At 68.5% G+C, this 15652-nt stretch carries 15 protein-coding genes; 14 read left to right on the top strand and 1 reads right to left on the bottom strand.

Features of this window, described 5'->3' with window-relative positions; translation table 11 throughout:
* Positions 1–29 precede the first annotated feature (29 nt).
* The 7 genes from IM776_RS15200 to IM776_RS15170 all read left to right on the top strand — a co-directional run bounded on the left by IM776_RS15200 (position 30) and on the right by IM776_RS15170 (position 6173).
* A complete protein-coding gene (locus IM776_RS15200) occupies positions 30–983 on the top strand; it encodes a Gfo/Idh/MocA family oxidoreductase (RefSeq protein ID WP_194420967.1) in 954 nt (317 codons plus the stop codon).
* Positions 980–1954: an aldo/keto reductase gene (locus tag IM776_RS15195; protein ID WP_228479800.1), complete on the top strand. Its 975-nt coding sequence runs from the start codon at positions 980–982 to the stop codon at positions 1952–1954. Before IM776_RS15200 ends, IM776_RS15195 begins: the two co-directional genes overlap by 4 nt.
* Positions 1951–2652: a substrate-binding domain-containing protein gene (locus IM776_RS15190; protein WP_228479799.1), complete on the top strand. Its 702-nt coding sequence runs from the start codon at positions 1951–1953 to the stop codon at positions 2650–2652. Before IM776_RS15195 ends, IM776_RS15190 begins: the two co-directional genes overlap by 4 nt.
* A 155-nt stretch (positions 2653–2807) precedes the next feature.
* Positions 2808–3560: a 3-oxoacid CoA-transferase subunit A gene (locus IM776_RS15185; RefSeq protein ID WP_194420966.1), complete on the top strand. Its 753-nt coding sequence runs from the start codon at positions 2808–2810 to the stop codon at positions 3558–3560.
* Positions 3557–4192 (top strand): 3-oxoacid CoA-transferase subunit B, encoded by a 636-nt coding sequence (locus tag IM776_RS15180; protein ID WP_323740995.1) that lies wholly within the window; start codon positions 3557–3559, stop codon positions 4190–4192. Before IM776_RS15185 ends, IM776_RS15180 begins: the two co-directional genes overlap by 4 nt.
* Entirely contained in the window at positions 4189–5358 is a 1170-nt protein-coding gene (locus IM776_RS15175; RefSeq protein ID WP_194420965.1) for a thiolase family protein, read from the top strand. Before IM776_RS15180 ends, IM776_RS15175 begins: the two co-directional genes overlap by 4 nt.
* A 17-nt stretch (positions 5359–5375) precedes the next feature.
* The gene (locus IM776_RS15170) at positions 5376–6173 is read left to right on the top strand and encodes an IclR family transcriptional regulator domain-containing protein (RefSeq protein WP_228479798.1); all 798 of its coding nucleotides are present in this window, start codon (positions 5376–5378) and stop codon (positions 6171–6173) included.
* Positions 6174–6215: 42 nt separating this feature from the next.
* Here IM776_RS15170 and IM776_RS15165 read toward each other — a convergent pair whose 3' ends face one another.
* Positions 6216–6824 carry a TetR/AcrR family transcriptional regulator gene (locus IM776_RS15165; protein ID WP_194420964.1) on the bottom strand — a complete coding sequence of 203 codons (609 nt, stop codon included), beginning with the start codon at positions 6822–6824 and terminating at the stop codon, positions 6216–6218.
* Between the two features lie 142 nt (positions 6825–6966).
* On the opposite strand from IM776_RS15165, the gene IM776_RS15160 reads away from it, so the two are divergent.
* From IM776_RS15160 to IM776_RS15130, 7 genes are all read left to right on the top strand, one after another.
* Positions 6967–8661, top strand: a complete 1695-nt coding sequence (locus tag IM776_RS15160; RefSeq protein ID WP_194420963.1) for an MFS transporter — start codon at positions 6967–6969, stop codon at positions 8659–8661.
* Positions 8662–8835: 174 nt separating this feature from the next.
* The gene (locus tag IM776_RS15155; protein WP_228479797.1) at positions 8836–9801 is read left to right on the top strand and encodes a phosphotriesterase family protein; all 966 of its coding nucleotides are present in this window, start codon (positions 8836–8838) and stop codon (positions 9799–9801) included.
* A 1-nt stretch (position 9802) separates the two neighbouring features.
* Positions 9803–10771 (top strand): phosphotriesterase family protein, encoded by a 969-nt coding sequence (locus tag IM776_RS15150; protein WP_194420961.1) that lies wholly within the window; start codon positions 9803–9805, stop codon positions 10769–10771.
* A gap of 3 nt (positions 10772–10774) precedes the next feature.
* Positions 10775–11911, top strand: a complete 1137-nt coding sequence (locus IM776_RS15145; RefSeq protein ID WP_194420960.1) for an FAD-dependent oxidoreductase — start codon at positions 10775–10777, stop codon at positions 11909–11911.
* Between the two features lie 12 nt (positions 11912–11923).
* On the top strand, positions 11924–12856 hold the full coding sequence (locus tag IM776_RS15140; RefSeq protein ID WP_194420959.1) for an alpha/beta hydrolase: 933 nt from the start codon (positions 11924–11926) through the stop codon (positions 12854–12856).
* Positions 12856–13812: an MBL fold metallo-hydrolase gene (locus tag IM776_RS15135; protein WP_194420958.1), complete on the top strand. Its 957-nt coding sequence runs from the start codon at positions 12856–12858 to the stop codon at positions 13810–13812. Before IM776_RS15140 ends, IM776_RS15135 begins: the two co-directional genes overlap by 1 nt.
* Complete coding sequence (locus IM776_RS15130; protein ID WP_194420957.1) at positions 13809–15605, top strand: CocE/NonD family hydrolase; 1797 nt, start codon at positions 13809–13811, stop codon at positions 15603–15605. Before IM776_RS15135 ends, IM776_RS15130 begins: the two co-directional genes overlap by 4 nt.
* Positions 15606–15652: the final 47 nt, after the last annotated feature.

Genomic DNA, 15652 nt, shown 5'->3' with positions numbered 1-15652 from the left:
CCGATACCGAACCGCGAAAGGGAGAGCGAATGAGCGACAAGATCCGCATCGCCGTCGTCGGCGCGAACGGTGCCTTCGGCATGAAGCACCTGGATGGACTTGCGAACATCGACGACGCCGAGGTGACCGTCGTGGCCGCCACGTCGCAGGAGAAGGCGGATGCCGTCGCGGCAAAGTACGGTGTCGCGAACGCGGTCGTCGGGCTCGAGGGAGTTCTCGAGCGCGACGACGTGGATGCCGTCATCCTCGCGACCCCGACCGGCCTGCACTCCTCGCAGACGCAGGCCGTGCTCGCCGCCGGCAAGCATGTTCAGGTCGAGATCCCGCTCGCGGACTCGCTTTCGGATGCCGAGGCCACCCTCGCTGCGGCCGAGGCATCCGACCGTGTCGCGATGGTCGGTCACACGCGCCGGTTCAACCCGTCGCACCAGCTCGTGCACGACCGCATCCGGGCGGGCGAGTTCAACGTGCAGCAGATGGACGTCCAGACGTACTTCTTCCGCCGCACGAACACGAACGCCAAGGGCGAGGCGCGCTCCTGGACCGACCATCTGCTGTGGCACCACGCCGCGCACACGGTCGACCTGTTCGCCTACCAGGCGGGCAGGATCGTCGAGGCGAACGCGATCCAGGGCCCGATCCACCCGGAGCTCGGCATCGCGATGGACATGTCGATTCAGTTGAAGAGCGAGTCGGGTGCGATCTGCACCCTGTCGCTGTCCTTCAACAACGAGGGCCCGTTCGGCACGTTCTTCCGCTACATCGGCGACACCGCGACCTACGTCGCCCGCTACGACGACCTGTTCACCGGCAAGGACGAGCAGATCGATGTGTCGGATGTGGCCGTCAGCATGAACGGCATCGAGTTGCAGGACCGCGAGTTCATCGCCGCCATCCGTGAGGGTCGCGAGCCGAACTCGTCGCTCCGGCAGGTCATCGACTGCTACCGCGTGCTCGGCAAGCTGGAGGAGCAGCTCGCGTGAAGCTCCCCCGCATGGGACTCGGTTGCATGAACCTCAGCCACGCTTACGGAATCCCGCCTTCTCCGGAGGAGGGGCTTGCCGTCTTGCGGGGCGCGCTCGACGCAGGTGTCACGCACCTCGACACGGCGACGCTCTACGGTGGTGGCCGCAACGAGGAACTGGTCGGGCGCGCTCTGAAGGGGCGTCGCGACGAGGTCGTACTCGCCAGCAAGGGCGGAATGGCGATCGTCGATGGTGTGAAGGTCATCGACGGGCGGCCTTCGGCGTTGCGTCAGCACGTGGATGCGTCGCTCGAGCGGCTCGGCGTCGACCATATCGACCTGTACTACCTGCACCGCTGGGACAAGAAGGTTCCGATCGGCGAGAGCGTCGGCGCGCTCGCTTCGCTCGTGGATGCCGGAAAGATCGGCGCCATCGGACTGTCGGAGGTATCCGTCGCGCGCCTGCGCGAAGCGCAGGACATCGCGCCGATCGCGGCCGTGCAGAACGAGTACTCGCTGTGGAGCCGCAACCCCGAGCTCGGGATGCTGTCGGCTACTCGGGAAGCCGGGATCGCGCTGGTCGCGTTCTCGCCCCTTGCCCGCGGGTTCCTGAGCGACTCGGTCGGTGACCCGTCCGGTCTCGCCGAGAAGGACATCCGCCGTGCGATGCCGCGGTTCTCCTCTGACAACTGGCCGGCGAACGAAGCGTTGCTGCCGGCATGGCGTGCGCTCGCCGCAGAGGCCGGTTGCACGCCCGCGCAGCTCGCGCTGGCTTGGCTGCTTTCACGCGGGGAGCATGTGGTGCCGATCCCGGGCACCACGAGCATCGCGCATGTGCGTGAGGATTTCGCCGCGCTCTCACTGCCGGTCGACGGGGCGCTGCTGGCGCGCGCCGGTCAGCTCATCGACACTCACACGGTCTCGGGGCCCCGCTATGCGCCCGGGCCCGCCGCCGAGGTCGACGCCGAGACATTCGAGGATGCCGCGTGAAGGCCATCTCGTCGATGGCGACCAGGCATGTGCTCGCCGACCTGACCGCGGCGGCTGCTGCGGAGCGACTGGCTCGAGTGGACGTCGAGTCGGTCGGGGGAGTGGACGCCGCTGAGCGGGTCGCCGCCGGGGAGGCGTTCGACCTGGTCTTTCTCGCATCCGGAGCGATGTCTCGCCTCGTTGCCGAAGGGCATGTGGATGCTGAGACGGTCACGCCGCTCGTGCTGTCGCAGGTTGCGGTCGCCGTGCCGTCCGGATCGTCCGACAAGGCTGTGCGACCGGACGGTCCGGCCTTCGCCGACGACGCCGGGCTGCGTGATGCGCTGCGCGACGCGGACAGGATCGGCTACTCCACCGGACCCAGCGGAACTGCGCTCGTGAAGATGATCGAGGACTGGGGCCTCGCCGAAGAGCTCGGAGACCGCCTCGTGCAGGCGAAGCCGGGAACCCCCGTCGCCCGCTCGCTCGCAGACGGTGACGTCGACCTCGGTTTCCAGCAGCTCAGTGAGCTGGTGGGGCAAGCAGGTGTCCGCATTCTCGGCGTCATGCCGGACGGCTGCGCCATCGACACGGTCTTCGCGGGCGCGGTGGCGACGGCATCCGTCGATCAGGCCCGGGCACGTAGGGTGCTGAGCTTCTTCGCGTCCCCGGCGGTCGCGCCCATCAAGACTCAGCACGCCTTCGGGCTTCCTGTCTGAGGCTTCGTCTCCAGGACTACTGCGGGTCGTTGAGCGAGCGTCAGCGAGACGAAACGGGCTGAGCGAGCACCAGCGAGTCGAAGCCGCCCACTTGCTGTACCCTATGAACACAGAGCGAACAAGCGTTCGCAGAGCGAACGGTGCAGGGAGGCGCAGTGATCGACAAGACCGTGGCGGATGCGGCATCCGCCGTCGCCGGCATCCCCGACGGCGCGACAGTGATGATCGGCGGATTCGGCCGCGCCGGGCAGCCCGTCGAGCTCATCGATGCCCTCATCGCGCACGGCGCGAAGGACCTCACGATCGTGAACAACAACGCCGGCAACGGTGACACGGGCCTTGCGGCGCTGCTCGCCAATGGGCTGGTCCGCAAGATCCTGTGCTCGTTCCCGCGGCAGAGCGACTCGTGGGTCTTCGACGATCTGTACCGTGCCGGCAAGATCGAACTGGAGCTCGTGCCGCAGGGCAACCTGGCCGAGCGCATCCGCGCCGCGGGAGCCGGAATCGGCGCGTTCTTCTCACCGACCGGCGTCGGCACCGAGCTCGCCGAGGGCAAGGAGGAGCGCGAGATCGACGGACGGCGCTACGTGCTGGAGTACCCGATCCGGGCGGACTTCGCACTCATCAGCGCGCTCAAGGGAGACCGCTGGGGCAACCTCGTCTACCGCGAGACAGCCCGCAACTTCGGGCCGATCATGGCGACCGCCGCGACGACGACCATCGCGCAGGTCGACGAGATCGTGCCGCTCGGCGCGATCGACCCCGAGACGGTGGTGACGCCCGGCATCTTCGTGGATCGCGTCGTCGCGGTCGGGGAGCGCGGATGGTTGGACGAGGGTCGCTTCGTCGGCGGCGTCGACCTGGAGGGCAGGCCGTCTGATCCCGCAGCAGAGGAGATCGCATCATGAGTACGCGCATCAGCCGTGATGCACTGGCCGCACGCATCGCAGCCGACATCCCGGAGGGCGCCTTCGTGAACCTCGGCATCGGGGCGCCGACCCTGGTCGCGAACTACCTGCCCGACAACCTCGAGATCATCCTGCACACCGAGAACGGACTGCTCGGCATGGGGTCGGCACCGGCATCCGATCGCATCGATCCCGATCTCATCAACGCCGGCAAGCAGGCGGTCACAGCCGTCGCGGGAGCGGCGTACTTCCACCACGCCGACTCGTTCGCCATGATGCGCGGCGGGCACCTCGACGTCTGCGTCCTCGGGGCCTTCCAGGTCGCGCAGAACGGCGACCTCGCCAACTGGTCCACTGGCGCACCCGGAGCGATCCCCGCGGTCGGCGGCGCCATGGACCTGGCGATCGGCGCCAAGGACGTCTATGTGATGACCGACCTGCTGGCCAAGGACGGCTCATCCAAGCTGGTCGCCGAATGCGCCTACCCTCTCACCGGCGTCGGCTGCGTCAGCCGCGTCTACACCGACCACGCCGTCTTCGACGTGACGCCCGAGGGCTTCCGCGTGCGCGAGGCGTTCGGCGAGAACACCGCCGAGTCCCTCGAAGCCCTCACCGGACTGGAGCTGAAATGACTTCGACCTACATCTATGACGCCGTCCGCACTCCGTTCGGCCGTGCGGGTGGGGCGCTCGCCGGCATCCGTCCCGATGATCTCGCCGCGATTGTGATGCGCGCGAGCGTGGAGCGGACGGGGCTGGATGCTGCGCGGATCGACGATGTGATCTTCGGCGACGCGAACCAGGCCGGCGAGGACAACCGCAACGTCGCCCGGATGGGCGCGCTGCTGGCAGGCTTCCCGACGACCGTGACCGGGACGACCGTCAACCGGCTGTGCGCGTCGAGTGTGGAGGCGGTCATCCAGGGGTCGCGAGCGATCGAGTCGGGGGATGCCGAGGTGATCCTCGCCGGCGGGGTGGAGTCGATGAGCCGGGCGCCGTTCGTCGTGGAGAAGTCCGCGAAGCCCTACCCGGCGACGGGGAACCAGACGATGTGGAACACCGCGATCGGGTGGCGCATGACCAATCGGGCGCTGCCGACGGCCTGGACCATCTCGAACGGTGAGGCCGCGGAGAAGACCGCGGCCTCATGGGGGATCACCCGCGAGGATCAGGACGCGTTCGCCGTGCGCTCGCACGAGCTGGCGGCGAAGGCCTGGGCCGACGGGATCTATGACGGCGAGATCGTCCAGGTGCCCGATACCGAACTCGCCCGCGACGAGGGCATCCGCGACGGGTCGACGGTGGAGAAGCTCGCCGGGCTGAAGGCGCTGTTCGCGGTGGACGGCACTGTGACGGCGGGGAACTCCTCGTCGATCAACGACGGCGCCTCCGCCGTACTGCTGGGGGCGGAGGATGCCATCGACGCCGAGCCGCTCGCCCGGATCACCGGCCGGGGCGTGCACGGCGTCGCCCCGGACGACTTCCCGATCGCGCCGATCGAAGCGGCGAACAAAGCCCTCGCCCGCGCCGGCCGCACCTGGGCGGAGGTCGACTTCGTCGAACTGAACGAGGCATTCGCGTCCCAGTCGCTGGCCTGCCTGCGCGGCTGGCCGGAGCTCGACCCCGAGAAGCTGAACATCCACGGCGGCGCGCTCGCGATCGGGCATCCGCTCGGCGCCTCGGGCGGACGGATCATCGGGCACGCCGCGCACGAGCTGGCACGTCGCGGCTCAGGTGTCGCGGTCGTCGCGATCTGCATCGGCGTCGGCCAGGGGCTCGCCGTCGTTCTGGAGCGCTGAGCGGATAGGGTTCTCGAGTGACCGAATCGGATGCCGTGCCCGTCGCTGATGCGACAACATCTGCGGACTTCGTGCGGTCCCTCGCACGCGGGCTTGCGGTCATCCGCACATTCGACGGCGACCCCGCCGAACTGTCACTCGCCGAGGTCGCTCGGCGTGCAGCCATCCCGCGGGCTGCGGCGCGGCGCTTCCTTCGCACCCTCGAGCAGCTCGGTTACGTGATCGCGACCGCGGATGCCCGATTCCGGCTGACACCGCGGGTGCTGGAGCTCGGTTACGGCTACCTGTCATCGCTCTCGCTTCCGGAGATCGTGCAGCCGCACCTCGATGAGCTCTCGCATCGGATCGGCGAGTCCGTGTCGGTCGCCGTGTTGGACGGTGACGAGATCGTCTACGTCGCACGCGCCGCCGCTCGCCGCATCATGAGCGTGCGGATCACGATCGGAACGAGGCTGCCTGCCGCGGTGACCAGCATGGGGCGCGTCCTGCTCGCGGCACTGACGGACGCCGGTGCGAGGCTGAACGCCGCAGACCTCGTGGCCTACACGCCTCGCACGCGCGCCGACCGTGCCGAGCTCCTTGCTGAACTCGACCGCGTGCGCGCGCAGCGCTGGGCCATGGTCGATGGCGAACTCGAGGAAGGGCTGCGCTCGATCGCCGTGCCGCTGCACGGCTCCGCCGGGGTCGCCGCGGCGCTCAACGTCTCGACGAGCACCGCGCGTGGAACGGCAGAGGAGGTGCGTGCCGAGCTGCTGCCGGCGCTGCAGGAGACGGCGTCTCGAATCGACGCCGAGCTTCGTGCTGCGCGCGTCTGATGTTGCACCCGCGTCTGCTCTACGGCGCGGACGGGCCAGACATCAGTCTCCGAGCAGGCTCGTCCAGGCGACGGCGAGGATGTCGAGTTCCGGACCGCTCTCGAGAGACCAGGGATGCCGGATCCACCTCAGATTCGCGCTGTTCAGCAGTTCCATGGCGAGGTAACCGCGGTACCGCCGAGTGTCCTCGTCGAAGCGTCCCGCTGCCGCGAGTCCGGTGGTGATGTCGTCGATGACCTCGCCGAACCAGCCGTCGCGCAGCTCGCGCATCTCCGGATCGACCGCAGCCGACTCCTCGACGACGGTGATGTATGGGCGGATGTCGGGCCAGTGAGCGGCCTGCGCTCCGATCCAGCTGCGGATGGCGACGAAGCTGCCTTCTCGCGCAGCATCCACCAGTGACCCCGCCGTGGAACCGTGCTCCGAATCCTCGCGACGATCCAGGTGCCGGTTCAGCTCGCCGAAGAGCGCGCGCATGAGCTCGGTCTTGTTCGGGAAGTGGGCGTAGAAGGTCACGCGGGTGGTGCCGACCGCCGTCGCGATGTCGTCGATCGTCGTCGCGACATAGCCCTGCTCCTGAAAGAGGCGCAGCGCATTGTCGAGCAGCGATTGTCGTGTCTGCTGCTTCTGCTTCTCGCGGAGGTTTGCCATTCGCCAACCCTAACCACATAACAGTCAGTAAATTCGCTTGACAAGCTATAAAGTTAGGGCCAATCTTGGCGAAGGCCCGCAGACCCGAACTGCGGGCCCCACCGCATCCGCACGAGAAGCACGGGACGAAGGAGTTCCCCTCATGTCAACGCAGACCACCACGATCATCGCCTCGCGCGGGTCAGTGCGGGCGACGTTCATCGCCGCCTTCCTCTCCGTGACGCTGGCGCAGACCGCCTACGCGGTTCCGGGCGCGCTCAACGGCGCCTTCGCCGCCGAGTTCCACGCCACCGGCGCGGGCCTCACCTGGATCACCGCGATCTTCGAGATCGGCATCGTCGCATTCGAGCTGACGTTCGGCCTGCTCGGCGACCTGTTCGGCCGCAAGAAGCTGATGATCGCCGGATCCTTGTTCGTCGTCGTCGGCGCCGCGTTGTCGGCGCTCGCCACCGACATCACGTTCATGATCATCGCGCAGGCCGTGATCGGCATCGGCGCGGGTCTGCTCTTCCCGATCGGCCTCGCGATGGTGTCGGCGCTCACGCCGGATCGGGCCAAGCGCTCCCGTGTCATCGCGACGTGGGCAGGGTTCCTCTCGCTCGGCGCCGTGATCTCACCCGTCATGGCCGGCGTCACCGCTCAGTTCCTGACGATCCCGGGTGCAGAACCGGGTGCGCCCAACGAGTTCAGCGGCTGGCGCGTCTCGTACTGGATCATCGCGGCGGTCGCCGTCGTGCTCGTCGCCGTCTCGGCGAGCACGCGTGACTCCTCGGCTCCGGCTGGCCGTCGCCTCGACCTGCCGGGGCAGATCACGTTCGCGCTCGGTCTCATCGCCGTGCTCTATGCGACGGTCACCGCGGTCGACCACGGGTTCGGATACTGGCAGGTCATCGCCGCTTACATCGTCGGCGCCGTGCTGCTGGTCGCGTTCGTCATCATCGAGCTGCGCTCGCCGTCGCCGCTGCTGCATCTCGAGCTCTTCCGCAACCGCACGTACTCGACGACCGCCATTGTCGCTGTCACGGGCATGTTCGCCTTCCTCGCGATCTGCTTCGCGACGTCGATCTCGGTCGGTGCGCTCGCTCAAGAACCCGTCTGGGTGATCGGCGTGCTGTTCGTCGTCATCCAGGGGCCGGCTTTCGTGCTGTCGCCGATCGTCGGCCGTCTCATCCACTCGGTCGCGCCGCGCTGGCTGCTCACGAGCGGTTTCGCGCTGATGGCGATCAGCGGGTTCTGGGTGTCGACCTTCACGCTGGGCGTGCCCGCTCGCTTCGGCGGCACCCCGTGGACCGAGTTCCTCGTGCCGCTGCTGCTGCTCGGCATCGGGTTCGCGCTCACGATCGGATCGATCACGGCGGTCGCGATCAACACCGTTCCGGAGCACCAGATCGGCATGGCTTCGGCAACGACGAGCCTGATGCGCGACCTCGGCTTCACCCTCGGCCCGGTTGTGGGTTCAGCCATCGCGTTCGGCGTCGGCGCCTCGGCGTTCGCGCTCCCGATCGTCAGCGTGCTGCAGGGTACTGGCATCCCGCCGGAGGCCGTCGAAGGGCTCTCGCACGTCCCGCCGCTCGCATGGCTGTCGGGCTGGGAGGGCGTCGTCGGCCAGCTCGCCGGCGAGATGACGGCCGCAGGCGCGCCGGCGGACGCTGTCGAGGGTGCAGTCGCGTCGATCACGGCAGCCCAGGGCGACATCATGGGCCTGGCCGGCTCGTCGCTCGGCGGAGGCTTCAGCATCGTCTACGCCGTGGCCGGTTTCGCAGCCCTGGCGTCGGCGGCGCTGACGATCTTCCTCCCCAGCGGCAAGCGGGCAGAGGCGGAACTCATCGCGGCGTGATCCGCATCCAGAACCGGCTCCGGATCGTTCCGGGGCCGGTTCTGCGTTGTCCGATGCCTATTCTTTCCATTCCGAAAAGTCGTTTGACAACATGTAAAGCGAATGGCAGGATCGACACATCTCCCGGACGCGCCGTCCTGCGTCTCGGGTGAGGACTCAATGGAGAGGGATCCTGTGAGCACAACCGTCAACACCGTCCTCGGACCGATCGCGGCCGAGGAACTGGGCGTCGTCGCGATCCATGAAGCACTGCTGTCGGTGGTGCCGGGCGCGCAGTTCGCATACGACATCGAGATCGACCGTGCCGAGATCTTCGAGGTCCTGAGGGACAAGCTCGAGGCGTTCAAGGCGGCCGGGGGAGGCGCGATCGTCGATCGCACCGGTATGTCCCACGGTCGGGATCTGCCGCTGTACGAAGCGCTGTCGCGCACGACCGGCGTGCACATCATCGCCTCCACCGGAATGGGCCCCGAGGAGAACCTCGGCGGCTACTTCCTCACCCCCCAGACCAACCCGCCCACGCCCTGGCCCGCCGAGCGCTTCGCCGAGCTGTTCGCCGCGGAGGCCACCGAGGGAATGGTCCTCCCGCGCGTCGAGCGCCGCGCATCCGCCGGACTCGTCGTCACGACGCAGACCGCCGGCGGCGCCACCCCTACCGACGAGAGTCTGCTGCGCGGAGCCGCGCGCGCCGCCGCGCAGTCCGGTGTCGCGCTGTCGTTCTCGGCCCCGGCCGATCCCATCGTTGCTCTGGAGGCCGTTCTCGCAGAGGGTCTTTCCGCCGACCGCATCGTCGTCGCGGGCCTGGATCGCGCCGGCTCCGCAGCCACCGCCCGCGCCGTCGCCGAGCGCGGCGCCTATGTCGCGATCGATCACATCGGGCAATCGGAAGCCGGCCTCATCAGTGACGACGACCGTGCTGCGCTGGTCGCCGAACTCGTCGCCGCAGGCCTCGGCTCGCGCATCGTGCTCTCCTCCGGCGCCGTCGGCGTCGCGAAGGGGCACCCCGGCACCGACGTCGCCTACGACGCCGTGCTCGCCGGCTTCGTGCCGACGCTGGCCGCTCACGGCCTCGACGAAGACGGCATCCGCGGCATCCTCGTCGACAACCCCCGCAACCTGCTCGCCGTGAAGGAGGCCTGACATGACCCGCGTGAACACCGTCACAGGAGCCGTCGCCGTGGAGCAGCTCGGCTTCACCTCGATCCACGAGCACATCGGCTACGGGATGCCCGGCAGCGAGCTCGACACCCGCTGGTGGAAGACCCCAGAGCAGCGCTATGAGGAGACGATCCCGAAACTGCGGAAGTTCGCCGAGTACGGCGGCCAGACCTTCGTGGATGCCACCGGCATCTGCAACGGCCGCGACATCGACTACTACCAGTCGATCTCCGACAAGACCGGCGTCAACATCATCGCCTCGACCGGCTTCGTCGGCGGCGACACGGCGCTCAAGCACTTCGCAGACGCCAGTGTGGAATACCTGGCGGACCAGTTCATCCATGAGCTGACCGTCGGGATCGGCCGCACCGGCGGCAAGGCCGGCATCATCAAGGTCGGGGTCAGCCGCGGATTCAAGATGACGCCGCTCGACCTGCGCATCTACCGCGCTGCGGCCCGCGCTTCGCTCGCCACCGGCGCGCCGATCATCACGCACCTCGCGGTCGACGCGCAGTCCGCGATCGACGTGTTCGACGAAGAAGGCCTGCCGCTCACCCGCGTGCTGTTCGGCCACGCCGACGACGGCGTCAGCCAGGGCAAGGTCGATGAGGAGGGCATCGTCTCAGCCGGTGGCCGCATCGGCTTCGACACCTTCGGCTACGACCTCGAGCTGCCCGACCCGCCGTTCTGGGGCCGCCACCGCGACGAACGGTTCCAGCACCTCATGCGATACCTCCGCTCGGGTCAGGTCGACAAGGTGCTCGTCGCCGCGGACGCCAACTGCAGCCCGCTGGGCTGGCCCGGTGTCAAGGGCCACACCATCAACTACCTGTTCGAGCAGCTCATTCCCGACCTCAAGCAGGACGGCGTCGACGACGCCACCATCAACCGACTCTTCGTCGACAACGTCGCCGACTTCTTCACGACAACCACACCCCTCGAAGGCGAGTGAACCATGGATCTCAACGGACTGAACGTCGCCATCATCGGCGCCGGATACGCAGGCGCGTCGACCGCGAAGGCTCTGAGCCTGCGCGGTGCCAACGTGACCGTCTACGAGCAGGCACGCCAGTCGGGTGAGGTCGGTGCGGGCATCGGTCTGCGGCCTTCCTCGATGGACGCGTTCCGCGAGTGGGGCGCCTTCGACGCCATCGCCGCAGTGAGCACGGCCAGCAACGGCATCCGCATCCTCACCCCGCAGGACCAGCTCGTGCACGCCGAGGAGTGGCCCGAGAAGGAGCAGTTCGGCACGACGACGCACCTCATCCACCGCCGCGACTTCATCGACGCGCTCATGTCGGTGCTCCCCGAGGGCATGGTCAAGTTCGGCCACCGCATGGAGTCCATCGTCGACAACGGCGACACGGCGACCGTCGCCTTCGAGAACGGCGAGAGCGCGACCTTCGACCTCGTCATCGGCGCCGACGGCATCGGCTCGCGCGTGCGCAAGGCGCTGTTCAGCGACAAGGGCCCGGTCTTCGCTCACGAGCACGCGTACCGCGCGGTGTTCGACATGTCGCTGGTGCCCGGCGTCTTCGACGAGGACGACGACTTCCGCGTCTACTTCGACGCCCCCACCAATCGGCATCTCTATCTGCTGCCGCTGCGTCACCGCGGGCAGGTGTCGTTCGACATCACGGTTCCCTCCGACGACGAGACATGGTCGCCTGCGGTCACCCGCGACATCATCGTGGCGTCGCTGAAGGGCTTCGACCCGCGCTTCGAGCAGATCACCGAATCGATCGACATCGACACCATCAACTGCCGATCGGCCTACGACATCGACCCCGTCGACACCTGGCACAGCGACTCGGTCGTGCTCGTCGGCGACGCCGCGCACGCCATGCTCCACCACCAGGGCCAGGGGGCCAACTCCGCGGTCCTCGACGCGAAGGGACTGGCGGATGCCCTCGCTGCTGCCCCCTCGGTGAGGGCGGGGCTCGCGGCCTTCCAGGCCGCACGCAAGCCGATCACAGACGGCTACCAGCAGGTGTCGCGCGGCGGCTGGGACCCCGAAGCCCTCGACGACGGCTTCCCCGGCCAGCACTCCGATGCCGAGCGCGGCGACGTCGTGCCCGCCGCAGCCAACTGAGGAGACGGACATATGCCCCTTCACCCCGAGATCGCCAGCATCCTGGCGTCCTGCCCCCATGAGGAGCCCGGACCGCTCGACCCCGCTGCGATGCGCGCGGGTGACGAGGAGCAGGTGCCGGCGCTCGAGGATCGTCACCCGGTCGCGCACGTCTCGGAGCGCGTCGTTCCGACGCCCGCCGGTGACGTGCCGGTGCGGGTCTACGCGCAGAAGGATGCCGAGACGGGCGCCATCGTCTACATCCACGGCGGGGCGTACTTCCTCGGGAGCCTGGACACGCACGATCACATCGCCCGCCGGCTGGCGACGGCCACCGGACTGCGGGTGTTCTCGGTGGGATACCGCCTGGTGCCGGAGCATCCGTTCCCCGCCGCGATCGATGACGTGATCGGCGTCGTGGAGTGGCTTCTTGCAGAGGGCGAGTCTGCCGGGTGGGACGGTACGACTCTCGCGGTCGTCGGAGACAGCTCGGGTGGCACGCTCGCCACCGTCGTGGCATCACTGCTGCATGACCGCGGCATCGATCGGATCACCCATCAGGTGCTCTATTACCCGTCGGTCGACCTCGACCTGATTGCCGACCTCGACGACCAGCACTACCCGTCGATGGTCGAGAACGCCACCGGCTACGGCATGGAGACCGCGGGCATCGCGCCGTTCAACGCGTTCTACTTCGAAAGCGGCGCCGACCCGCTCGATCCGCGCGTCTCGCCGATCAAACGCTCGGATCTGTCGGGGCTGCCGCCCGCGCTCATCCTCACCGGCGAGTTCGACCCGATGCGCGACGAGGGCGAGCTGTACGGTCAGCGGCTGGCGGATGCCGGAGTGCCGACCGTCGTGCACCGATACGACGGTGCGGGGCACGGATTCGTGCAGCACTTCTCCTGGTTGCCCGAGTACGGTGCGGCCTTCGCCGAGACCGCCGCGTTCCTTCGGGGCGAGTGATGGTCGACATCCACCCGCTCGTCGCTCCGTGGGGCCGGTTCGGCCTGCGCAGCTTCTTCATCGACGCGCCGGAGCCGGCGATCGTCGACACCGGTGTCACAGAGTCGATCGACGGCATGCGCGCAGGTCTCGACGCCATCGGCCGCCGCATCGAGGACGTACGCTGGATCCTCCTGACGCACGGGCACATCGACCACGTCGGCGGCGCGCATGCGCTGTGGGAGCTCACCGGGCGCAGGGCCGAGGTCATCATCCACCGGGCCGACGCACCGATGCTCCGCTCGCGCGAGGCGCACGTCGCGGAATGGCGCGCGGGCCGAGGCCGCTGGCTGACCGATCCCGAGGGCGAGGCCAAGCAGGGGGCTCAGCTGCGTGAGGCGATCTCGGGTGAGATGGAGCCCACTGTCGTCCTCGACGGCGGTGAGGTGCTCGACCTCGGTGGCGGCGCCCCCGTAGCCGCGCACTCGATCCCCGGTCACACCATCGGTGCGGTCGCGTACGTGGTCGAGCAGACCCGCGACGTGTTCGTCGGCGACGCCGTGCAGGCGTACGGTGCGGCATCCGGGTTCCCGGGGTATGAGGACCCCGACCGGTACCGTGCGAGCCTGGAGTTCCTGCGCGATGAGATCCATCCCGAGCGTCTGTACCTGGGACACCCGTACCGGCGCGCCGACGGCTCGCCGTTCCCCGAGGTGCTGGATGCCGCCGACGCACTCGAGGCGATCCAGGGTTCGATCGATAACGAGGCCCGGATCCGCTCCGCCGTCCTGGCGCACTTGGCGGACGGGCTGATCGAGACCGAGTCGCCCTACTCGCCGTTCGAGACGATCGCGGAGGAGCTCGGCTACACCGGCGACCCGACGCTGGAGCCGGCCCCCTTCTTCACCACCATGAACGCGTACGTCACGCAGTTCCGCGCTGAATCACTCGCCGCCGAGTCAGGAGCACAGTCATGACCATCCGCACCATCGCCGCCGGAGGGCGCTCCTTCGAAGTCCACAAGGACCTGCGCGTCCCCATGCGCGACGGCGCAGCCCTCGTCGCCGACGCGTACGGCGCATCCGCCGATGAGCCCCGCCCCGCGCTCGTCGCGCTGAGCCCCTACGGCAAGGAGCTGCAGGCACTCGCGCTGACGATGCCGCCGCAGCGGCGCCCCTCGCCGATGTGGGACGGCTGCATCGAGGCCGGCGACATCGCGCGGGTGGTCGATGAGGGGTACGTGCATGTGATCGGCGACCTGCGCGGGTCGGGCGGATCAGAGGGCGAGCACATCGGCAACTACAACGCCGGGGGCGTCTCGCTGGGTGAGGACGCCCACGACTTCATCGAGTGGGTCGCCGCGCAGCCCTGGTGCGACGGCCGCGTCGGCATGATCGGCATCTCGTACTTCGGCTCCATGCAGCTGCTGGCCGCCGCAGAGCGTCCGCCGCACCTCAAGGCGCTGTTCATCTCGGGCGGGCACTACGACTTCTACGAGACGACCTACCACGGCGGCATCATGTGGTTCATGCCGCGTGCCGCCCGCGAGGGACGCGGCGGCGACAGCGGATGGGCGTTCACGGATCGGGTCAAGAGCCGGATGCTGGAGACGCTCTCGGACGAGGACGTCAAGGCCCGCGTTGCCGCGCGCCTCGCCGATCCGGACGTGCAGGCGTGGCCGAACCTCGTGCACACGCTGCACTACCCGTCGAACCACGAGGCGTGGTTCGACATCATCACCAACGAGCTCGACGGCGAGTGGTACGAGGAGCGCAACCCCGTGAACCTGGCCTCTCAGGTCGAGGTGCCGGTGTGGCTGCAGATCGACCAGGGTCGAGGCTGGACCATCGACGGCACGATCGAGACGTTCAACCGGCTCGGCGGCCCGAAGAAGCTGACGATCGGTTCCTACCCGCCGATGCAGTCCCGGCCGTGGGTCGAGGAGCACGACAAGATGTTCCGCTGGTACGACTACTGGATCAAGGGCATCGACAACGGCGTGATGGATGAGCCGCCGGTGAGCGTCTTCGTGGAGGGCACGCGCGAGTACGCGGAGGGCGACGCATTCCCGCCGAAGCCCGTCGAGTACAAGCCGCTCTACTTGCGCACGCGCGGTCGCCTGTCGTCCGAGCCCGAGACGATGGATGCCACCGCAGCCGCCCCGGACGGCTTCTACCAGGCGCCGCTCACGGTGACAGACAAGGTCGAGGTGCTGCGCTGGGCAACGCCGGTGTTCGAGGAGCCGGTCGAGATGATCGGCACGGGAGCTGCGCACCTGTTCGTCGAGATCGACCAGCCCGACACGAACTTGATCATGCGGTTCTGGGACGAGGCGCCGGGCGGCAAGCGGCAACTTCTGACGAGCGCGTATCTCAAGGCGTCACACCGCGAGCTCGACCTCTCGCAGAGCTCGGAGGGCAGCCCGATCCACCCGCACACGCGTGCGGTTCCAGTCGAGCAGGGGAAGATCGAGGAGTACGTGCTGCGGATCTATCCGTTCGCGGCGACGCTGCTGCCGGGGCACCGGCTGATCGCGGAGCTGTCGAACGCCGAGCCGCTGGCCGACGAGCACAATGCGCTGCTGCCGCCCGACGCGTTCCACCTGCCGGTGGGCCGCCCCGTCACGCACAAGGTCTACCGCGACGCCGAGCACCCCTCGCGTCTGGTCCTGCCGTTCACCACGGTGCGAGGAGGCGGCTGGGTGAGAGGAACGGGCCCCCGCGGGTCGTTGAGCGAAGCGGCCGCAGGCCGCGCAGACGAAACGGGCTGAGCGAGCCGGAGGCGAGTCGAAGCCGATCCATCCGCCCGCCGCGCCCG

Origin of the sequence: Microbacterium abyssi, assembly GCF_015277895.1 — a bacterium.
Taxonomy (GTDB): domain Bacteria; phylum Actinomycetota; class Actinomycetes; order Actinomycetales; family Microbacteriaceae; genus Microbacterium; species Microbacterium abyssi.
Note: the sequence above shows the minus strand (reverse complement) of the source record. Positions and strands in the feature narration are given on the sequence as shown.

Excerpts from the sequence above, each read along its gene's own strand:
- IM776_RS15180 (WP_323740995.1), top strand. The coding sequence starts at position 3,557 with ATGAGTACGCGCATCAGCCGTGATGCACTGGCCGCACGCATCGCAGCC.
- IM776_RS15150 (WP_194420961.1), top strand. The coding sequence starts at position 9,803 with ATGACCCGCGTGAACACCGTCACAGGAGCCGTCGCCGTGGAGCAGCTC.
- IM776_RS15160 (WP_194420963.1), top strand. The coding sequence starts at position 6,967 with ATGTCAACGCAGACCACCACGATCATCGCCTCGCGCGGGTCAGTGCGG.
- IM776_RS15140 (WP_194420959.1), top strand. The coding sequence starts at position 11,924 with ATGCCCCTTCACCCCGAGATCGCCAGCATCCTGGCGTCCTGCCCCCAT.
- IM776_RS15200 (WP_194420967.1), top strand. The coding sequence starts at position 30 with ATGAGCGACAAGATCCGCATCGCCGTCGTCGGCGCGAACGGTGCCTTC.
- IM776_RS15165 (WP_194420964.1), bottom strand. The coding sequence starts at position 6,824 with ATGGCAAACCTCCGCGAGAAGCAGAAGCAGCAGACACGACAATCGCTG.
- IM776_RS15130 (WP_194420957.1), top strand. The coding sequence starts at position 13,809 with ATGACCATCCGCACCATCGCCGCCGGAGGGCGCTCCTTCGAAGTCCAC.
- IM776_RS15145 (WP_194420960.1), top strand. The coding sequence starts at position 10,775 with ATGGATCTCAACGGACTGAACGTCGCCATCATCGGCGCCGGATACGCA.
- IM776_RS15135 (WP_194420958.1), top strand. The coding sequence starts at position 12,856 with ATGGTCGACATCCACCCGCTCGTCGCTCCGTGGGGCCGGTTCGGCCTG.
- IM776_RS15175 (WP_194420965.1), top strand. The coding sequence starts at position 4,189 with ATGACTTCGACCTACATCTATGACGCCGTCCGCACTCCGTTCGGCCGT.